Consider the following 14,818-nt stretch of genomic DNA (forward strand, 5'->3'; position numbering starts at 1 on the left):
TATTATTTAGCTTGTCTGTAGGCCTAAAGCTTCTTCTGCTGCATCACAAATTTCTTGCAAGCTAAATGGCTTTGTCACGACCTTGAAAATCAGCTCTTCCAAGTTATGTGCTCGTTGCTTTTCAGCTGAATACCCCGTCATGAGTAGCACGGGCATTTCTGGGGCATCTTTTGCCACCTTAAGCGCCAGCCCGATACCGTCCAGCCCCGGCATGACAATATCTGTAATCAAGAGATCATATTTGTCTTCACCAAGCGCTTCTAGTGCTTGCATGCCATCGCCAACAGCTTTTACTTCATGATTTTTATGCGTCAAAGCCCGCGCAACAAAACTACGTACAGCCTTATCATCTTCAGCTATCAAAATCTTCGCCATACAGGGTCACCGCTCTCACGCTAAACTTATAGTTAACAATTCGTTAATACGAAGAATATCACGTCGTTGCGAATGATGCCACGTTTGAAAGAACCGACGAAAACTATCAGGCTACAGAGCTATTCATCGACAGGATCAAAGTCAGGGTTTTTCAGAGCATCATCATCCGAAATAAAACTTGTATTAACCCCCGCAGCTTTTGAGCTGCTTAGAAGTTCAATAAAAAACTCTATTTCTTCTTTCGGTTCTAAATAAGGAACATCCAATGTAATGGTTTTACGAGAAACCGCCGCACCACGATTATCTGACAGCCAGCCTATTAGCTTTGGAACGACAACCTTCTTGTCCAGAGTATTCTTAATTTTACCTGTTAAAACAATAACCTTGATACCATCACGAGATCCTCGTTCAGTTTCCTGATCTTCAATTTTAAGACCGTGCCCTACTAAATAAACCTGTAACCCCAAAAGGTCATACACTTTCATAGCTTCAGGAACAATATCGACAATCTTAGCTCTCGTGGGACGGTCAGCAAGGGCATAAGCACCTCCCCCCACCATAATCAAAAGGAGAAGCCAGGCGATAAGTCCCCCTTTTCCTTTTTTCTTTTCTTTCTTTTTGTCTGGAGCAAAGCCTTTGGGTCGCTTGGTGCGTACATTTCCTGGCTCAACAAAGTCATCATCCAGTGGTGCCGGTTCTGGTGGAACTGGCGTAGGCACTTCTTGTGAAGGAGCCGCGTCACTTTCCATCTTTGGAGCATCGTTCGCTTCTTCAGGAATATCCGCGTTAGCAGGTGTAAACTCCAAATCTGGTTCCTGAAACCAAGTATGTCGACAGCTACTACAACGAACCTTGCGCCCGGAATCACCTAGGGCATCAGAGGCAATTCGGAATTTGCTACTGCATTCAGGACAAGAAACAATCATTCGATTTTTCACCAGCGAAGAAACTAAATTGGCCTTAATTTATACGGTCCAGAAAATACGATGGCAAGTAAGGCCTTACCCAGCAGCTATTTTTGTTTTACGTTCGATGATTAATCAAGGCACAAGGCTTTACGCTAGCAGACAAAATATGTCATTGTTTTGCCGTCACTCACCACTATGGATTTCAAACTTTTGGTCCGCTTTCAAGATGTTCATTTGCGTTATGGTTCTGGCCCGGATGTCCTTCATCAGGTCAACCTGACGCTTGCCCCAGGGTCCTTTCATTTTATGGTTGGTCCCAGTGGCGCAGGCAAATCATCCCTTTTGCGACTTATGTATCTAGCCCATCGCCCATCATCGGGGCGTCTGAGTATTTTTGGGCGGGATGTGTCCCAGCAAGATCGTAAAGAGTTAACGATGCTTAGACGACGCATTGGCATTATCTTTCAGGACTTTCGCTTACTTGATCATCTGACCGCTTTGGAGAACGTCGCCCTTCCTCTTACGATTACCGGGCAATCCCTTGATAAGGTCCGACGGAATGTAAGTGAGCTACTGTCTTGGGTTGGTCTGGCTGATTACCTCGACGCAAAACCGCCAACACTTTCTGGTGGGCAACAGCAACGCGTTGCGATTGCCCGTGCCGTCATTGCTCGCCCAAGTTTATTGTTAGCTGATGAGCCTACAGGGAACCTAGACGATAAAATTGCAGAACGTTTACTTTTTCTGTTTGAAGAGCTTAATAAACGTGGCACGACCATCGTTGTCGCCTCCCACAACGAAGGCCTCGTGAACCGTTTCAACCATCCCGTTTTTAAAATCGTGAATGGCGAAGTCAGACTGATCCGCAACGAACAAAACGCGACCGCGTCAATAACAACGGATGGTGCGTGATGTTTGGCAACAGAAACGATGTGCCTCTCGACAGAGATGCATCCAGCAGGTTTTTACCATGGCTAATTGCGATGATGGTTTATCTCGCGACGATGTCACTTGTCATCGCCCTTACAATGAACAAGCTGGCCAATAGATGGGATCAAGGTCTTTCAAGTAGCTTAACGATACAAATCCCTTCAGAATCATCAGAATCAAAGCGATCTGCCATCGAAAAACAGCTTAAGCTTTTCATATCAAAGATTGAAAAGCTGGATAATATCTCCAAAGTTGAACAACTTAACGACACAGAACTAAACAAGCTTATGGAACCTTGGCTGGGCAAAGATATATTGCTTCATGACTTGCCCATTCCTTATCTAATCTCCATCGAACTAGATAATTCCAGTGCCAAAACAATTGATGAAATCAAAGCTCTTCTTGCCCAAGATATTCCCCAAGCCAGCGTAGATGACCACCAACGCTGGCTTGGTAATTTATTGGGCCTGACCAAAATCATTCAAATTATTGCTTTGCTTGTTGTCGTTCTCGTAGGCGGTGCCGCAGCCTTAATGGTTATTCTTGTCACCCGAATGGGACTCGCAATTCATCGGCAAGTCGTCGAGTTATTTCACCATATGGGCGCACACGATTCATATATTGCTTCTCGTTTTCAGTTTCATGCCTTGAAACTCAGCATTGTTGGCGGCCTGTCAGGGTTACTTCTTGCCGGGATCACAATCGCCAGCTTCAGCTCTTTATTGGGGCAGGCAAATAGTGCCGTTCTTCCGACACTTACCTTTAGCGCTGGCGAATGGGGATTGCTCTTATTAATGCCATTATCTGCTTCTTTAATTGCGATGATGACCGCAAGGTTGACCGTTTTAAGAAGCTTGGCTCTGATGCCATAAGGAAAGGATGCCATGACCAACAGAGAAGAGTTGATCGTTGTTTCATAAACCTATGCGCAGAAGATACGTTCTTTTAAAACTTGCGTCCTTCCTAACGGTCACAGCGTTATTATCCTGGGTACTTGGTTTTTTTTGGTTTGCAACAAACCTGCCAGAAGAAGTAACGAACAACTCAGAAGATGCCGATGTTATTGTCGTCCTGACCGGGGGAAGCGACCGTATAAACACCGGGCTAGATCTGTTAGAACAGGGCATAGCAAAAAAACTTTTTATTTCAGGCGTATACAAGGGCGTTGAGGTACAAGAGCTTTTAAGATTATCACAGCGATCACCTAAAAATCTGGAATGTTGCGTCAAGCTGGGGTATCAGGCCGACGACACACGTGGGAATGCACTTGAAAGTCAAAACTGGATAGAAGAAGAAGGCTACAGCTCATTACGGCTTGTCACAGCGGCCTACCATATGCCAAGAAGTCTTCTGGAATTCAGAAATGCGATGCCAGAGATACAAATTCTGCCTCACCCTGTCTTTCCACAACATGTGAAACAGAAAGACTGGTGGCTCTGGCCGGGTAGTATGACTTTGATTTTATCAGAATATGTTAAGTTTCTGATGGCTCATATCAGGATCTGGTTCGAAGATATACAGGCGATATTGATTGGATAAAAACCCGATGATTTTTTTAAGATCCCTGACGTTCAATATTTGCTATTTAATTTGGTGTGCAATTTTTTTCACCCCATGCCTTATACTCATGGTATTCCCTCAGCGCTTTATGCTACACGCCGGGCACTATTGGGCACGGGTAATTTTTTGGCTTCTCAAAGTCATATGCGGCACGACCTATGAAATTCGTGGGCAAGAAAATATCCCCAAAGAGGGGGGATTTCTATTGGTCAGCAAACATCAATCTGCTTGGGAAACTATCGCTTTGATGGCTTTTTCAAACAATCCCTGTTTCATCCTAAAAAAAGAACTTTTGATGATACCCTTTTTCGGGTGGTATCTTTGGAAAAGTGGTGTGGTTGCCATTAACCGCAAAGCAGGGATGAAAGCTCTTCGGCAAATGATCAAAGAGGCAAAAGAACCGTTAGACAACGGTCGCCCAGTCATTATCTTCCCCGAGGGAACAAGAGCTACTCCCTATCAGGAACCAAACTACCAAACAGGAATCGTTGCGCTCTATAGCGGGTTAAATGTGCCCGTTTGTCCAGCGGCTGTTAATTCTGGTCTGTTCTGGGGCAAAGATGCTTTCGTTAAGAAACCCGGTAATATTATACTTGAATATCTACCTGTTATCCCTGCCGGCCTCGACAGAAAAGTGTTCATGAAAACAATGCAAGACAGCATAGAAAATGCCAGTAATCGTCTTATGAATGAAGCTGAGCAGAAAAAAGAGGCATAAATGTCTAAGCCCCGTAAATGTCCAAAGTGTTCAACAGAAATCGGCATCGACGAAGATATCTGTTATGCCTGTGGCGAGAATGTCCCCTTCAATCATCCTTGGTACATAATGCCCCTAGGGGGAATTATCGTTCTCGGCTTATTTTGGCTTTTGACCGACTTTGACGCCTTGATTCAATACATAACACAAAGCATCCCAGATAAATAAAATTAGGCAAATCACTCCAGAGAATACCAAAGATATATTTATCGGAAACAGAGCATAAGATTGGACTTGTGGACCAAGGCTTTCTCTCGGAAAGAACTCACCTCTAATCAGGACTCAGATCAGGGAAGATGCTTTTGAGCCTCAACTACGTTATCGAGAAGTTCTTCCAGACCCGGATCATCAATATTCAGTGCCTTGAGATGTGACACAGTGTTGTCGAGATATTCAAAGCATTGACCGCTACTGCCCACGCCTTGAAGAATATGTGAAATCAGTTCCTGATTATTTAAGCGACCTGCATATTGATTGTGCTTCGTATCCGCCACAAAAGTTGCAGCTATAACTTTCTCACCTGACTTCAGCGAGATATCGTACCAACCCGGGTGGTATACGCCAGAAATCATTTCTCGCTCAAAAAGATAATCCATCACCACAGCGCGTTCTGCCGCAGGAACCTTATAAGCCATTCCAACACAGGAACCACCTTGGTCCAACCCAAGAACAAGCCCCGGGCATTCAGGCGTTCCACGGTAAAAGAAAGAATAGATACAAAAATGTCGATGAAAGCCATCCAACACGGCAGGTTGGACCTCAACATGGGGGAAACCAGGGTTCCACATTAAAGAACCATAGCCAAATACCCAAAAATCCTGGCCCTCTTCGAGCGGTAATTTCGAATCATAAAAGGCCCTTAATTCAGGGGTCGACATTGCTCTGGTTCTCCGAATCGTCTATGGCTAAGAAAAGATGAGTGTAACGATTGCTTTGCAAAACGAAAAGCAACGCCCTCAATTAAAATGATTTAGTTCCATAGAAACCAAGGGGCGATATAAAATGTCTGTAGATGCGGACAAAAACGTCAATCAATCGTCTGGCATTGCAAAGAAGTTGGTCATATCCGGCCTGACACTATGCATACTCTTCATCTCATTCTCTATTGCTTTTTGGTTTTGGGCCGCAAGCCAAATGGAAACAAGCCTGAACAGATGGAGCGAAAAACAACGATCCCGAGGGTTTGAAATTTCTCATGGTCCGCTATCCATAAGTGGGTTCCCCTTTTTAGTTCGGGCAGACCTCAAAGAACCTCGCATTAAATCCCCCAAGGGATGGTACTGGCAGACACCTCACCTAAGCGCTGAAGCAACACCTTGGTCGCCACTCAGCATGATCGTAGATCTGAGTGCAGAACATTTTATTGGCGGTCTTCCCAATAACCATCCCCCGATAACAATCGAAAGCGAGTTGGCAAAATCCACCGCACAGCTAACCCTTGAAGGTGAGTTACTCAATGCTCGGCTTCAGGCCGACAAACTCGTCGTAACCCGTGAGAGCCATCATCCCCTTACAATAACAACACTGGATACAACTCTTGGCCCTCTGAAATCAGCATCGGCCAAAAACCCGCTTCAAGAGTTCAATATCCTCATTAAAGCGCAGGATATAAATCACCCTGAATTGGATAAGACACCTCTAAAGGGTCCGATATCTCAGCTAAATCTGGACGGTACGTTATATGGTACAGTCCCAAAAGCCAAGCTTAAGAAAGCCCTTCATATCTGGCGGGATACAGGTGGTTTTCTATCTCTACACGATATGAGCTTACGCTGGGGCCCACTACTACTGGATGCCAGGGGCAAAATAGCCGTGGACAATTTGCTCAGGCCTTCGGGGAACCTAGACAGCAGAATTGAAGGAGCTGGAGCCGTTGTTAAAAAGCTAGAAAAGACCGGCCTTATAAACAAAGGACAAAGCTTTGGCATAAAGTTATCCTTGGCTGCCTTGGGAAAGACAAACGAGCGCGGACGCCATGAAATAGAAGTCCCACTTATTATGAAAGACGGATGGCTCTCTATTGGCCCGGTTACGCTACTTAAGCTACCGCCCATCGCAAAGTAACAGTATCAATAAAAAAGCTCACTTCCGAAGAAGTGAGCTTTTTACAATTAATCCTGAGTGCTATCTGGTTCTCGAGCATCAAACGTACCCGCCTGATGCGCATCCACAATACCGCGGCGAATATCCCGGGTTTTCCGGAAGCGATCTTCCAGAACATCGCCTTCGCCCCACCTTACCGCTCTTTGAAGCACGGACAAGTCTTCGGAAAATCTTTGCAGCATTTCCAAAACGGCTTCGCGATTGTTCAAGAACACATCACGCCACATAATGGGGTCAGAGGCTGCAATTCGTGTGAAATCACGAAAACCACCCGCTGAGAACTTCACAACATCGGCCTGTTGAGTTTCCTCTAGGTCTGTTGCTGTCCCCACGATTGTATATGCGATCAAGTGAGGCAAATGAGATGTAATCGCCAAAACTTTATCATGATGGTGAGCCGTCATGATTTCAACCATACTGCCCAAGGAAGCCCAGTAATCCGTGATAAGATCAAGCGTTTTGCTGTTGGTACCGGGAACAGGTGTTAAAATACACCAACGCCCTTCAAACAATTCTGCAAAGCCTGCCTCTGGACCTGAATGTTCTGTACCTGCAATCGGGTGCCCCGGAACAAAGTGTACGCCATCAGGTAGATGCGGCCCCACATCCCGAATTACCGATTCTTTGACAGATCCGACATCTGTAACAATAGCGCCTTCCTTCAAAGACGGCGCCATTGCGCAGGCTAAATCATCATAAGTGCTAACCGGCGTGCAAAGGATCACCAGATCAGCATCAACCACAGCTTCGGCAGGCGTTTCATAGATTGAATCAACCAAACCTAATCTCATGGCTGTATCGCGGGTGCCCTGGCTGCGAGCACAGGCAACAATTTCTTTTGCCAAACCATTTTTACGCGTTGCAAGGGCCAGAGACGAGCCAATCAGCCCAATTCCAACCAAAGCGATTTTATTAAAAAGTGGGTCTTTTTTTTCAGTCATTGATAAATGCGGTGAGACTATCGACCACCACCCTCATCTCATCTTCGGTTCCGATTGAAATACGAATATGTTCTGCCAATCCATAGGCAGACATACCACGCACCAGAACACCTTTGTTTTTCAGGAATGTCAGAGCTGCTGCTGCGCGTTCACCGGAACCAAAGTTCACCAGAACAAAGTTACCGACAGAATCATGCGTTTCCAAACCAAGTTCAGACACCTGTTGGCGGAACCAGTTAAGCAGACGACTATTAAGTTCTTTTGACCGGGTAATGTGTTCTTTATCTTTGATTGCAGCAACACCCGCCGCCTGCGCAGCCAAGCTGACATTAAACGGACCGCGAACACGGTTGAGAACGTCAGCGACCTCTGCTGAACAATAGGCCCATCCCAAGCGAAGCGACGCAAGACCGTGTATCTTAGAAAATGTCCGTGTCATAACCACATTGTCATTTTCTTCGACTAAGGTCGCGCCACTTATATAGTCCGCATTATCCACATACTCACAATAGGCAGCATCAATAACCAAAAGCACATCATCACGTAACTCTGTGCGCAACCTTCTCAGCTCTGTTTCCGATACATAGCTTCCGGTTGGATTGTTCGGATTAGCCAAAAACATGATACGCGTTTTATCTGTTACCGCTGCCAACATGGTATCAACGTCAATACGCAGATCTTTTTCCCGGGCTTTCACAGGTACTCCGCCAGCAATCTTGGTACCAATCGGATACATCAAAAAGCCGTGTTCGTTATAAACAACCTCGTCTTCAACGCCAACGTACGCGTTAATCAAAAGGCCTAATAGTTCATCAGAACCAGCCCCACACACAATCCGGTCTGCATCCAGATTTTCTGCTTCCGCGATACCTGTTCTCAGTAAATAAGAGCCGCCGTCCGGATATCGATGAAGGTCCTCTGCGATCGCTAGATAAGCTTTTTTAACCGCGTCTGAAGCACCTAATGGGTTTTCATTCGAAGCCAAGCGGCAAATCCGATCGACACCTTCAACTTTAGATTCTCCACCAACATAAGGGGATACATCCATAATTCCGGGTTGCGGTTTTAAAGCCATTGTAAAAACTCTCTTATTTTACTGAATAGTTATCGGCAACGTGCCGATGAAATTATGCGTCCGTTAATGGAACCGCATAACCACCGATTGTCCAGGCATGTGTAATCCTTTGATCTGACAATTCGGCTAGTTTGGCCAGGCGCTCATCACCTGGCGCCACATAATTATCCACTTCGATCAACTGTAACCATACAGACGGATCAGGCGTGTGGATTTGAATATTAACGGGTTTCAAGTCTGATTTTTCCAACAGATTCGTCAGAGTTGTACGAGACAAAGGCTCGGCAGATTCAACCACAATATAACTGCGATCATGGCCTGTTTTTTCCTGAGCACCCAATCCAACGATAACCGCTTCGGGGCCATCAGTGTTGGACATCTGATAAAAAGGTAAGCGCGCTATAATTCTGGCGTTTGTTGCACCTTCTCCCTGAGCAAGAGAAAGCCACCAAGGATTACCTTCACCGGCCTGAGGTAGAGGAAGAACAACCGCAGTTGCCGCGCCATCCGTGACTTCACGCAAAACACTCATCACTGTCTGACGGCTAGAAATCGGCGTCTCCATGCCAAAATGTTCCCGAGACAGATCGTAGTAAGTATTGTCGCCTTCAGGGACACATACAGATACGGAAAACCTGTTTTCCAGCTGCAGTGTACTTGCAAAGATCTCTCTCCACAGACGAACGATCGCTGATTTAGGCAGGATACCGTCATGCCGTTTAATAAGGTAGCGCAACACCTCTGCTTCTCTACCAGCATCAAGACTTGTAGAAGATTGCCCTTTTTCTTTCACGATTGATTGGACAACATCCGCCCTTTTCATCAAAAGGTCATGGATTTGATTGTCGATTTCATCAATCTGGCTTCGCAAAGAAGAAAATTTATCTTTTTCAGACATAATTTTTAAAGGCCTGTGATTCTCTATTCCAGAGAAGAGATAGACATAGAGGGGGCGAAAAGTAAAAGGAAAGATTCATGTATAGAGTAAGACAGACAGCTTAATTAACTTCAAATACCTGACAGCTCACAAGATGCCTCAGTACGTCGGGTTTCGCGAACAAATGACCGTAACTAGATAAACGATTCCGAATAAGGGCAAACCAGCAATAAATTCTTTTCTCACATAAGTTAACTTACCTCACGCACACTCTAATAACTGCCGTCTCCAAACAACCCAAGGGACAAATTTTGGACTTAATTCGGATCAAGATTACAATCAGGAATACTTTGATGGCTTCGAAATATGATAGATTTTTGATGTATTTTGATAGGCTTGTGGGGCGCCCACCAGGCTTGGTCGACGTATACTCTGAACCTTTTTTGGTGTTCCAGGAGCATATAACTGCTTACCAGCCTCGACAGTTAAAACACCTGCAAACGTTGGAAAAAATCTTTTGCCCATTCGCTCCCATGCCGGTGCCGATTGCAAAAAGGTCAGCCGTTGGCTGGGTGGTACATAAAGGGATCGATTGGTCGTTATCGGCACAAACAACGCATCATTCAAAAGCTGCGAGATCTGTGATCGGCTAAAGGGATGCCCCCAGCCAAAGGGAGTTTTATCTACCCGTGCCCAGATACCCCGTCGGTTCGGGGCAACAATAAGCAATCGACCGTCACTGGTCAGGACGCGCCATATTTCTCGCAACATATCCCGTAGATATTCACTGCTTTCCAGACCATGAACCAATAGGACTCTATCAATAGAATAATCTGGTAGAGGCAACTTTGTTTCATCGACCAGAGATGTTTTCCCAGGTCCCCCGCGGGGCCAGTGACAAACACCTTGCGATGCAGGCATAAAAGCCAGTACACGATCGGCTTCATCTTCGAATTGTGTGAGATACGGCGTGGTATATCCAAGCCCTAAAACAGATTTACCCTTTAAATTTCTCCAGTGTTCGCGAATACTCCCACGGATGACGTGCGCGGCGGTTCCCCCCAGACGGGTGCCGTAGAATCCCTGAAGATCAACAACGTCAGTCCACATTCTTTTCTCTGCTTCTCACTAGATATTTGTGTCGCCATAAACCAGCAGCGAAAATTATAATCAAAAAAAAATTTGATCGTCGATCTTTAAAACATAGGTCGCTAAGATCACCTTAACAAATGAAAAGCCAAAAACGCTTTTACATTTTATACCTTTAAGTACCTCCAATTGGGAAATAAATATGCTTGATGTCAGACAGATCCCTATACTGAGCGATAACTACAGTTACCTAATTAAAGATACAGACACAGGCGCCGTTGCCGTCATAGACCCTGGCGTTTCAGACGTAATCCTTGAAAAAGCAGATGAACTTGGCTGGACGATCACAGATATCATCCTGACCCATCATCATGATGACCACATTGGCGGTCTGGCAGATATCAAACACAAAACCAACGCAAAGGTCACCGGCCCTCAAAGGGATCACCACCGCATTGATGGCATGGATTTTATGGTTGATGGTGGGGATAGCATTCAGTTTGGATCAAAAACGGCAAAAGTATTTTATGTTCCAGGCCATACTCTAGGACACATTGCTTATTGGTTTGAGAATGAAGATATTCTGTTTCCCGGTGACAGCCTGTTTTCATTGGGGTGCGGGCGCTTATTCGAAGGTACGCCGGAAATGATGTGGCAATCTCTCCAGCAATATCTCCCTCTTCCTGAGCAGACACTTATCTATTCGGCGCATGAATACACCCTTTCAAATGCAGAATTCTCTCTTACAGTTGATCCAGATAACTCAGACCTTAAAAAGAGAGTTGAAAAGATCAAGAGTCTGCGAAAAGATGACCAGCCAACAGTACCTAGCTTGTTAAGTGAAGAGTTAAAAACCAACCCTTTTCTACGGCCGAACGATGCCGGAATTAGAGAAACTCTGAACATGCTTTCCGCGACAGATGCAGATGTATTTAAAGAAATTCGTAAACGCAAAGACAACTTTTAACCTCCCTCATAAAACGCCATTAGGCATTTATTAGTAACGTTCTTAATACCGGAGCCATCAATGTATTTATGTTTTTCCCCCACCTCCCCCTATGTCCGCAAAGTGCTTATGCTCGCCATGGAAAAAGGATTGGAGAGTGAAATCAATCTCGTCCCCATGGGAACCTTCACTAAAGAATCAGAAATCTGGCAAAAAAATCCCTTGGGGAAGGTTCCCGCGCTTGAAACACGTGAAGGAACAATCCTATGCGATTCACCCCTGATCTGTGAATACCTGGAAAGCCTGAACCAATCTCCTACACTTATTCCATCATCGGGCGATGCTCGCTGGAAAGCCCTGAATTTCCATGCTCTAGCAGATGGCATTATGGATGCCAGCCTCTTGAGAACAATGGAACGCCGTCAACGCCCAAGCGAACATCAACTTGATTCTGTGCACGAAGCCCAAAAATTCAAAATCGACACAACATTGGATGTATTTGAACAAGCCATTATAGACAAAACTCTTGGCGAAGATTTTGGCCTCGCAGAAATAAGTCTCGCCTGTGCACTGGCTTATCTTGATTTCAGATATGCAGATGAAGACTGGCGTGCAAGCCACCCAAATCTCTCTGGCTGGTTCAAGCAAATTTCAGAGCGACCTTCCTTTGTAAAAACATCTCCGCCGACAGGCTCATAAAGATATGAACAGCTACTCTGCACAAGAGATAATCAAACATCTCGATCTTCAACCTCACCCGGAAGGGGGGTGGTACAAAGAAACCTATCGCCACCAGCCTTCTGATGGCGGCAGAGGTGACCAAACAGCAATTTTCTTCTTATTGGAAAAGGGTCAAAGTTCTCATTGGCACAAAGTAGATGCTGTCGAAATGTGGCATTGGTACGCGGGTAGCGCCCTTACTTTGAAGTCTCATGACGAGAAAACTGAAACGACCGTTACTTTAGGGCCCGATGTTATTGCAGGACAAACACCACAACACATCATTCCTAAAGACCACTGGCAAGCAGCCAGTGCAGAGCAGGGTTGGGTCCTTGTGGGCTGTACCGTCGCCCCAGCTTTTGAATTTGATGGGTTTGAGTTGGCTCCCCCCGATTGGACACCGGGGGAATAGCTCTGATCTAGTTAATCCAAGCACATACTTTTACGCAGCGACATAGTCCTTTAGCATCATTGAAAGCTGGCGCATATCGTCAAAGACGGCATAGGCGCCAGCTTCTATAAGCTTTTGCCCCTGACCTTTTTTGTCCACAATATGCTCTGCACCAACAAAGCCAAAAACAGCAATACCCGCATTCTTGCCGCCAGTAGCACCAGCCACAGTATCTTCAATAATCAGAGCCTGCTCTGGCTTCACCTTCATCATCTCACAGGCCATCAGATGTAAATCGGGTGCAGGCTTGGGGTGTTTGACCATAGAAGAACTAAACCGTCTTTCTTTGGGAAAGAAGTCCCCCAGGCCTGTTTTAACGAGCGCACTATCTAAACGATCGGTTCGGCTGTTTGAAGCTACGCAAAAGGGGTATTCAAGTGTAGAAAGTGTTTCCTTGATAAAGGGAAGTCTTTCAAGCTCACCTGCCATCTGATCAATCGTGGCACGCTCAACAATCTGTGCAAAGTCTTCTGGCAACTTTGCATCTGAGATCTTGTTGAAATGATCCCTGATAGCCTCATCGGTATATCCCGCAAATTGATTGGCGACCTCTTGCGGGTTTAACACAATGTTGTAGTCCGCCAGCGTCTGGGACACAATTCGGGCCGCGAGTGCTTCGCTATCAACCAAGACACCATCACAATCGAAAATAATAAGTTCGGGAAAAATCGTCATAGATCTCTTATCGCTTCCAATAACGTTCTGATATTTCAGAGAATTACCTGTGGTTTATGGCGTAATCAAGACAGATAAAAGAAAACCCCGTTATCTCAGTAGAGGGCTGAGGTAACAGGGCTTTAATCATAAACCAAGCATTCTTGGCTTTGTTAACAAATCGCGTTTCAATCACGCTTAGTCCATATACTGGCCACCATTCACACTCAGGGTAGAACCCGTCACAAAGCCTGATTTTTCGGACGCCAAAAAGACGACGCAATCGGCCACTTCTTCCGGTTCCCCCAAGCGCCCGACAGGTATCTGAGATATAATCTTGCTATTGAGGATTTCCTCGGGAACAGCCCGCACCATTTCCGTGCCGATATACCCCGGCGCCACGACATTGGCTGTGATGCCTTTATTTGCATTTTCTTGGGCTACAGATTTGGTAAACCCGATGACACCCGCTTTCGCTGCGGCGTAGTTTGCCTGGCCAAACTGTCCCTTTTGACCATTGATTGATGAAATACTGATCACACGCCCATACTTGCGTTCCCGCATACCATCAATAACACCGCGTGTCATATTGAACAGGGACGTGAGATTGGTATCCATTACGGCCTGCCACTTGGCCTGGTCCATTTTATGCAGAGTTGTATCCCGTGTAATACCCGCATTATTCACGAGAACATCTATCGCCCCCAATTCTTTTTCCACTTGGGCGATGCCTTCCTGGCAGGCATCAAAGTCACCTACGTCCCATTTGAAAACCGCGATTTTATTTTCATCCCGGAACTTTTGCGCAGCTTCGTCATTTCCAGCATAACTAGACGCAACATTATACCCGGCCTTTTTCAAGGCGATCGAAATGGCCGCACCAATTCCTCTGGTACCTCCGGTCACAAGAGCAACACGAGACATTTTTATTTCCCTTCGTTATTTGCTGTCTCAGGGCAGAGCCCTAAATTTCTGTAACTTAACCCAGGATCTTTGGACAAAATCGCGAGGCCTCCACAAAAAAAGGCCGCCCCAAGAAACAAAGGCAGCCCTTCCACAAAGAGTTGCTGTCGATGATATTTTTATTTTTTGTTTCATCAACAGTCTCCCTGATTTTCTTAATCGCGCTCAACACAGAGAGCAATTCCCTGTCCGCCGCCGATACAAAGGGTCGCTAACCCTTTTTTGACGTCACGTCTCTGCATTTCATGAAGCAGCGTCACAAGGACACGCGCACCTGAAGCCCCAATTGGGTGTCCCAGAGCAATTGCACCACCGTTTACGTTCACAATATCCTCATTCCAGCCAAGTTCCCGGTTAACAGCGATGGCTTGCGCAGCAAATGCTTCGTTGGCTTCAACCAACTCGACATCGTCAATCGTCCACCCGGCTTTTTCTAATGCCTTACGGCTGGCCGGAATAGGACCAGTCC

18 protein-coding genes and 1 pseudogene are annotated in these 14,818 nt (G+C 45.8%); 9 read left to right on the forward strand and 10 right to left on the reverse strand.

Going from position 1 to position 14,818, the window contains the following annotated elements; translation table 11 throughout:
• Positions 1 to 6: 6 nt before the first annotated feature.
• Together Q0241_RS00105 and Q0241_RS00110 are read right to left on the reverse strand one after the other, a co-directional pair.
• Positions 7 to 375 (reverse strand): response regulator, encoded by a 369-nt coding sequence (locus Q0241_RS00105; RefSeq protein WP_299371141.1) that lies wholly within the window; start codon positions 373 to 375, stop codon positions 7 to 9.
• Positions 376 to 494: 119 nt separating this feature from the next.
• Positions 495 to 1,301 (reverse strand): zinc-ribbon domain-containing protein, encoded by an 807-nt coding sequence (locus tag Q0241_RS00110; protein WP_299371144.1) that lies wholly within the window; start codon positions 1,299 to 1,301, stop codon positions 495 to 497.
• Between the two features lie 177 nt (positions 1,302 to 1,478).
• Between Q0241_RS00110 and ftsE the strand changes: the two genes are divergently transcribed.
• The 5 genes from ftsE (at position 1,479) to Q0241_RS00135 (ending at position 4,698) form a co-directional block, all read left to right on the forward strand.
• Positions 1,479 to 2,195, forward strand: a complete 717-nt coding sequence (gene ftsE, locus Q0241_RS00115; RefSeq protein WP_299371147.1) for a cell division ATP-binding protein FtsE — start codon at positions 1,479 to 1,481, stop codon at positions 2,193 to 2,195.
• Positions 2,195 to 3,085, forward strand: a complete 891-nt coding sequence (locus Q0241_RS00120; RefSeq protein WP_299371150.1) for a hypothetical protein — start codon at positions 2,195 to 2,197, stop codon at positions 3,083 to 3,085. Before ftsE ends, Q0241_RS00120 begins: the two co-directional genes overlap by 1 nt.
• 37 nt (positions 3,086 to 3,122) lie before the next feature.
• On the forward strand, positions 3,123 to 3,752 hold the full coding sequence (locus Q0241_RS00125; protein WP_299371154.1) for a YdcF family protein: 630 nt from the start codon (positions 3,123 to 3,125) through the stop codon (positions 3,750 to 3,752).
• Between the two features lie 88 nt (positions 3,753 to 3,840).
• Positions 3,841 to 4,491 (forward strand): 1-acyl-sn-glycerol-3-phosphate acyltransferase, encoded by a 651-nt coding sequence (locus Q0241_RS00130; protein ID WP_299371157.1) that lies wholly within the window; start codon positions 3,841 to 3,843, stop codon positions 4,489 to 4,491.
• Entirely contained in the window at positions 4,492 to 4,698 is a 207-nt protein-coding gene (locus Q0241_RS00135; protein WP_299371160.1) for a hypothetical protein, read from the forward strand.
• Positions 4,699 to 4,817: 119 nt separating this feature from the next.
• Here Q0241_RS00135 and Q0241_RS00140 read toward each other — a convergent pair whose 3' ends face one another.
• Positions 4,818 to 5,408 (reverse strand): gamma-glutamylcyclotransferase, encoded by a 591-nt coding sequence (locus tag Q0241_RS00140; RefSeq protein WP_299371163.1) that lies wholly within the window; start codon positions 5,406 to 5,408, stop codon positions 4,818 to 4,820.
• Positions 5,409 to 5,532: 124 nt separating this feature from the next.
• Here Q0241_RS00140 and Q0241_RS00145 point away from each other — a divergent pair, with 124 nt between their 5' ends.
• Entirely contained in the window at positions 5,533 to 6,594 is a 1,062-nt protein-coding gene (locus tag Q0241_RS00145; protein WP_299371166.1) for a DUF2125 domain-containing protein, read from the forward strand.
• A gap of 47 nt (positions 6,595 to 6,641) precedes the next feature.
• Here Q0241_RS00145 and Q0241_RS00150 read toward each other — a convergent pair whose 3' ends face one another.
• The 4 genes from Q0241_RS00150 to Q0241_RS00165 all read right to left on the reverse strand — a co-directional run bounded on the left by Q0241_RS00150 (position 6,642) and on the right by Q0241_RS00165 (position 10,636).
• Positions 6,642 to 7,574, reverse strand: a complete 933-nt coding sequence (locus Q0241_RS00150) for a prephenate/arogenate dehydrogenase family protein (protein WP_299371169.1) — start codon at positions 7,572 to 7,574, stop codon at positions 6,642 to 6,644.
• The gene (gene hisC, locus Q0241_RS00155) at positions 7,567 to 8,649 is read right to left on the reverse strand and encodes a histidinol-phosphate transaminase (RefSeq protein ID WP_299371172.1); all 1,083 of its coding nucleotides are present in this window, start codon (positions 8,647 to 8,649) and stop codon (positions 7,567 to 7,569) included. Before hisC ends, Q0241_RS00150 begins: the two co-directional genes overlap by 8 nt.
• Positions 8,650 to 8,701: 52 nt before the next feature.
• A complete protein-coding gene (locus tag Q0241_RS00160) occupies positions 8,702 to 9,547 on the reverse strand; it encodes a chorismate mutase (RefSeq protein WP_299371175.1) in 846 nt (281 codons plus the stop codon).
• 318 nt (positions 9,548 to 9,865) lie between these two features.
• Positions 9,866 to 10,636, reverse strand: a complete 771-nt coding sequence (locus tag Q0241_RS00165; protein ID WP_299371178.1) for a methyltransferase domain-containing protein — start codon at positions 10,634 to 10,636, stop codon at positions 9,866 to 9,868.
• A gap of 181 nt (positions 10,637 to 10,817) precedes the next feature.
• Between Q0241_RS00165 and gloB the strand changes: the two genes are divergently transcribed.
• The 3 genes from gloB to Q0241_RS00180 are packed head-to-tail and all read left to right on the forward strand — an operon-like array spanning position 10,818 to position 12,693.
• Entirely contained in the window at positions 10,818 to 11,582 is a 765-nt protein-coding gene (gene gloB, locus Q0241_RS00170; RefSeq protein WP_299371181.1) for a hydroxyacylglutathione hydrolase, read from the forward strand.
• Positions 11,583 to 11,642: 60 nt separating this feature from the next.
• On the forward strand, positions 11,643 to 12,260 hold the full coding sequence (locus Q0241_RS00175; protein WP_299371184.1) for a glutathione S-transferase N-terminal domain-containing protein: 618 nt from the start codon (positions 11,643 to 11,645) through the stop codon (positions 12,258 to 12,260).
• Between the two features lie 4 nt (positions 12,261 to 12,264).
• Entirely contained in the window at positions 12,265 to 12,693 is a 429-nt protein-coding gene (locus Q0241_RS00180; protein ID WP_299371187.1) for a cupin domain-containing protein, read from the forward strand.
• Positions 12,694 to 12,723: 30 nt separating this feature from the next.
• Here the strand turns inward: Q0241_RS00180 and Q0241_RS00185 are convergent, their stop codons facing one another.
• The 3 genes and pseudogenes from Q0241_RS00185 to Q0241_RS00195 form a co-directional block, all read right to left on the reverse strand.
• The gene (locus tag Q0241_RS00185; protein WP_299371190.1) at positions 12,724 to 13,407 is read right to left on the reverse strand and encodes an HAD-IA family hydrolase; all 684 of its coding nucleotides are present in this window, start codon (positions 13,405 to 13,407) and stop codon (positions 12,724 to 12,726) included.
• 177 nt (positions 13,408 to 13,584) lie between these two features.
• Complete coding sequence (gene phbB / locus Q0241_RS00190; protein WP_299371193.1) at positions 13,585 to 14,310, reverse strand: acetoacetyl-CoA reductase; 726 nt, start codon at positions 14,308 to 14,310, stop codon at positions 13,585 to 13,587.
• A gap of 194 nt (positions 14,311 to 14,504) precedes the next feature.
• Positions 14,505 to 14,818: pseudogene (locus Q0241_RS00195) on the reverse strand (acetyl-CoA C-acetyltransferase); the annotation flags it as partial.

The organism is uncultured Kiloniella sp. (genome assembly GCF_937128705.1).
GTDB lineage: Bacteria > Pseudomonadota > Alphaproteobacteria > Kiloniellales > Kiloniellaceae > Kiloniella.

Bases quoted from the DNA above. Each gene is read 5' to 3' on its own strand.
- Q0241_RS00160 (WP_299371175.1), bottom strand. From the start codon at position 9,547: ATGTCTGAAAAAGATAAATTTTCTTCTTTGCGAAGCCAGATTGATGAA.
- Q0241_RS00175 (WP_299371184.1), top strand. From the start codon at position 11,643: ATGTATTTATGTTTTTCCCCCACCTCCCCCTATGTCCGCAAAGTGCTT.
- Q0241_RS00140 (WP_299371163.1), bottom strand. From the start codon at position 5,408: ATGTCGACCCCTGAATTAAGGGCCTTTTATGATTCGAAATTACCGCTC.
- Q0241_RS00105 (WP_299371141.1), bottom strand. From the start codon at position 375: ATGGCGAAGATTTTGATAGCTGAAGATGATAAGGCTGTACGTAGTTTT.
- phbB (WP_299371193.1), bottom strand. From the start codon at position 14,310: ATGTCTCGTGTTGCTCTTGTGACCGGAGGTACCAGAGGAATTGGTGCG.
- hisC (WP_299371172.1), bottom strand. From the start codon at position 8,649: ATGGCTTTAAAACCGCAACCCGGAATTATGGATGTATCCCCTTATGTT.
- Q0241_RS00180 (WP_299371187.1), top strand. From the start codon at position 12,265: ATGAACAGCTACTCTGCACAAGAGATAATCAAACATCTCGATCTTCAA.
- Q0241_RS00130 (WP_299371157.1), top strand. From the start codon at position 3,841: ATGGTATTCCCTCAGCGCTTTATGCTACACGCCGGGCACTATTGGGCA.
- Q0241_RS00120 (WP_299371150.1), top strand. From the start codon at position 2,195: ATGTTTGGCAACAGAAACGATGTGCCTCTCGACAGAGATGCATCCAGC.
- Q0241_RS00145 (WP_299371166.1), top strand. From the start codon at position 5,533: ATGTCTGTAGATGCGGACAAAAACGTCAATCAATCGTCTGGCATTGCA.
- Q0241_RS00185 (WP_299371190.1), bottom strand. From the start codon at position 13,407: ATGACGATTTTTCCCGAACTTATTATTTTCGATTGTGATGGTGTCTTG.
- gloB (WP_299371181.1), top strand. From the start codon at position 10,818: ATGCTTGATGTCAGACAGATCCCTATACTGAGCGATAACTACAGTTAC.
- Q0241_RS00135 (WP_299371160.1), top strand. From the start codon at position 4,492: ATGTCTAAGCCCCGTAAATGTCCAAAGTGTTCAACAGAAATCGGCATC.
- ftsE (WP_299371147.1), top strand. From the start codon at position 1,479: ATGGATTTCAAACTTTTGGTCCGCTTTCAAGATGTTCATTTGCGTTAT.
- Q0241_RS00150 (WP_299371169.1), bottom strand. From the start codon at position 7,574: ATGACTGAAAAAAAAGACCCACTTTTTAATAAAATCGCTTTGGTTGGA.
- Q0241_RS00165 (WP_299371178.1), bottom strand. From the start codon at position 10,636: ATGTGGACTGACGTTGTTGATCTTCAGGGATTCTACGGCACCCGTCTG.
- Q0241_RS00110 (WP_299371144.1), bottom strand. From the start codon at position 1,301: ATGATTGTTTCTTGTCCTGAATGCAGTAGCAAATTCCGAATTGCCTCT.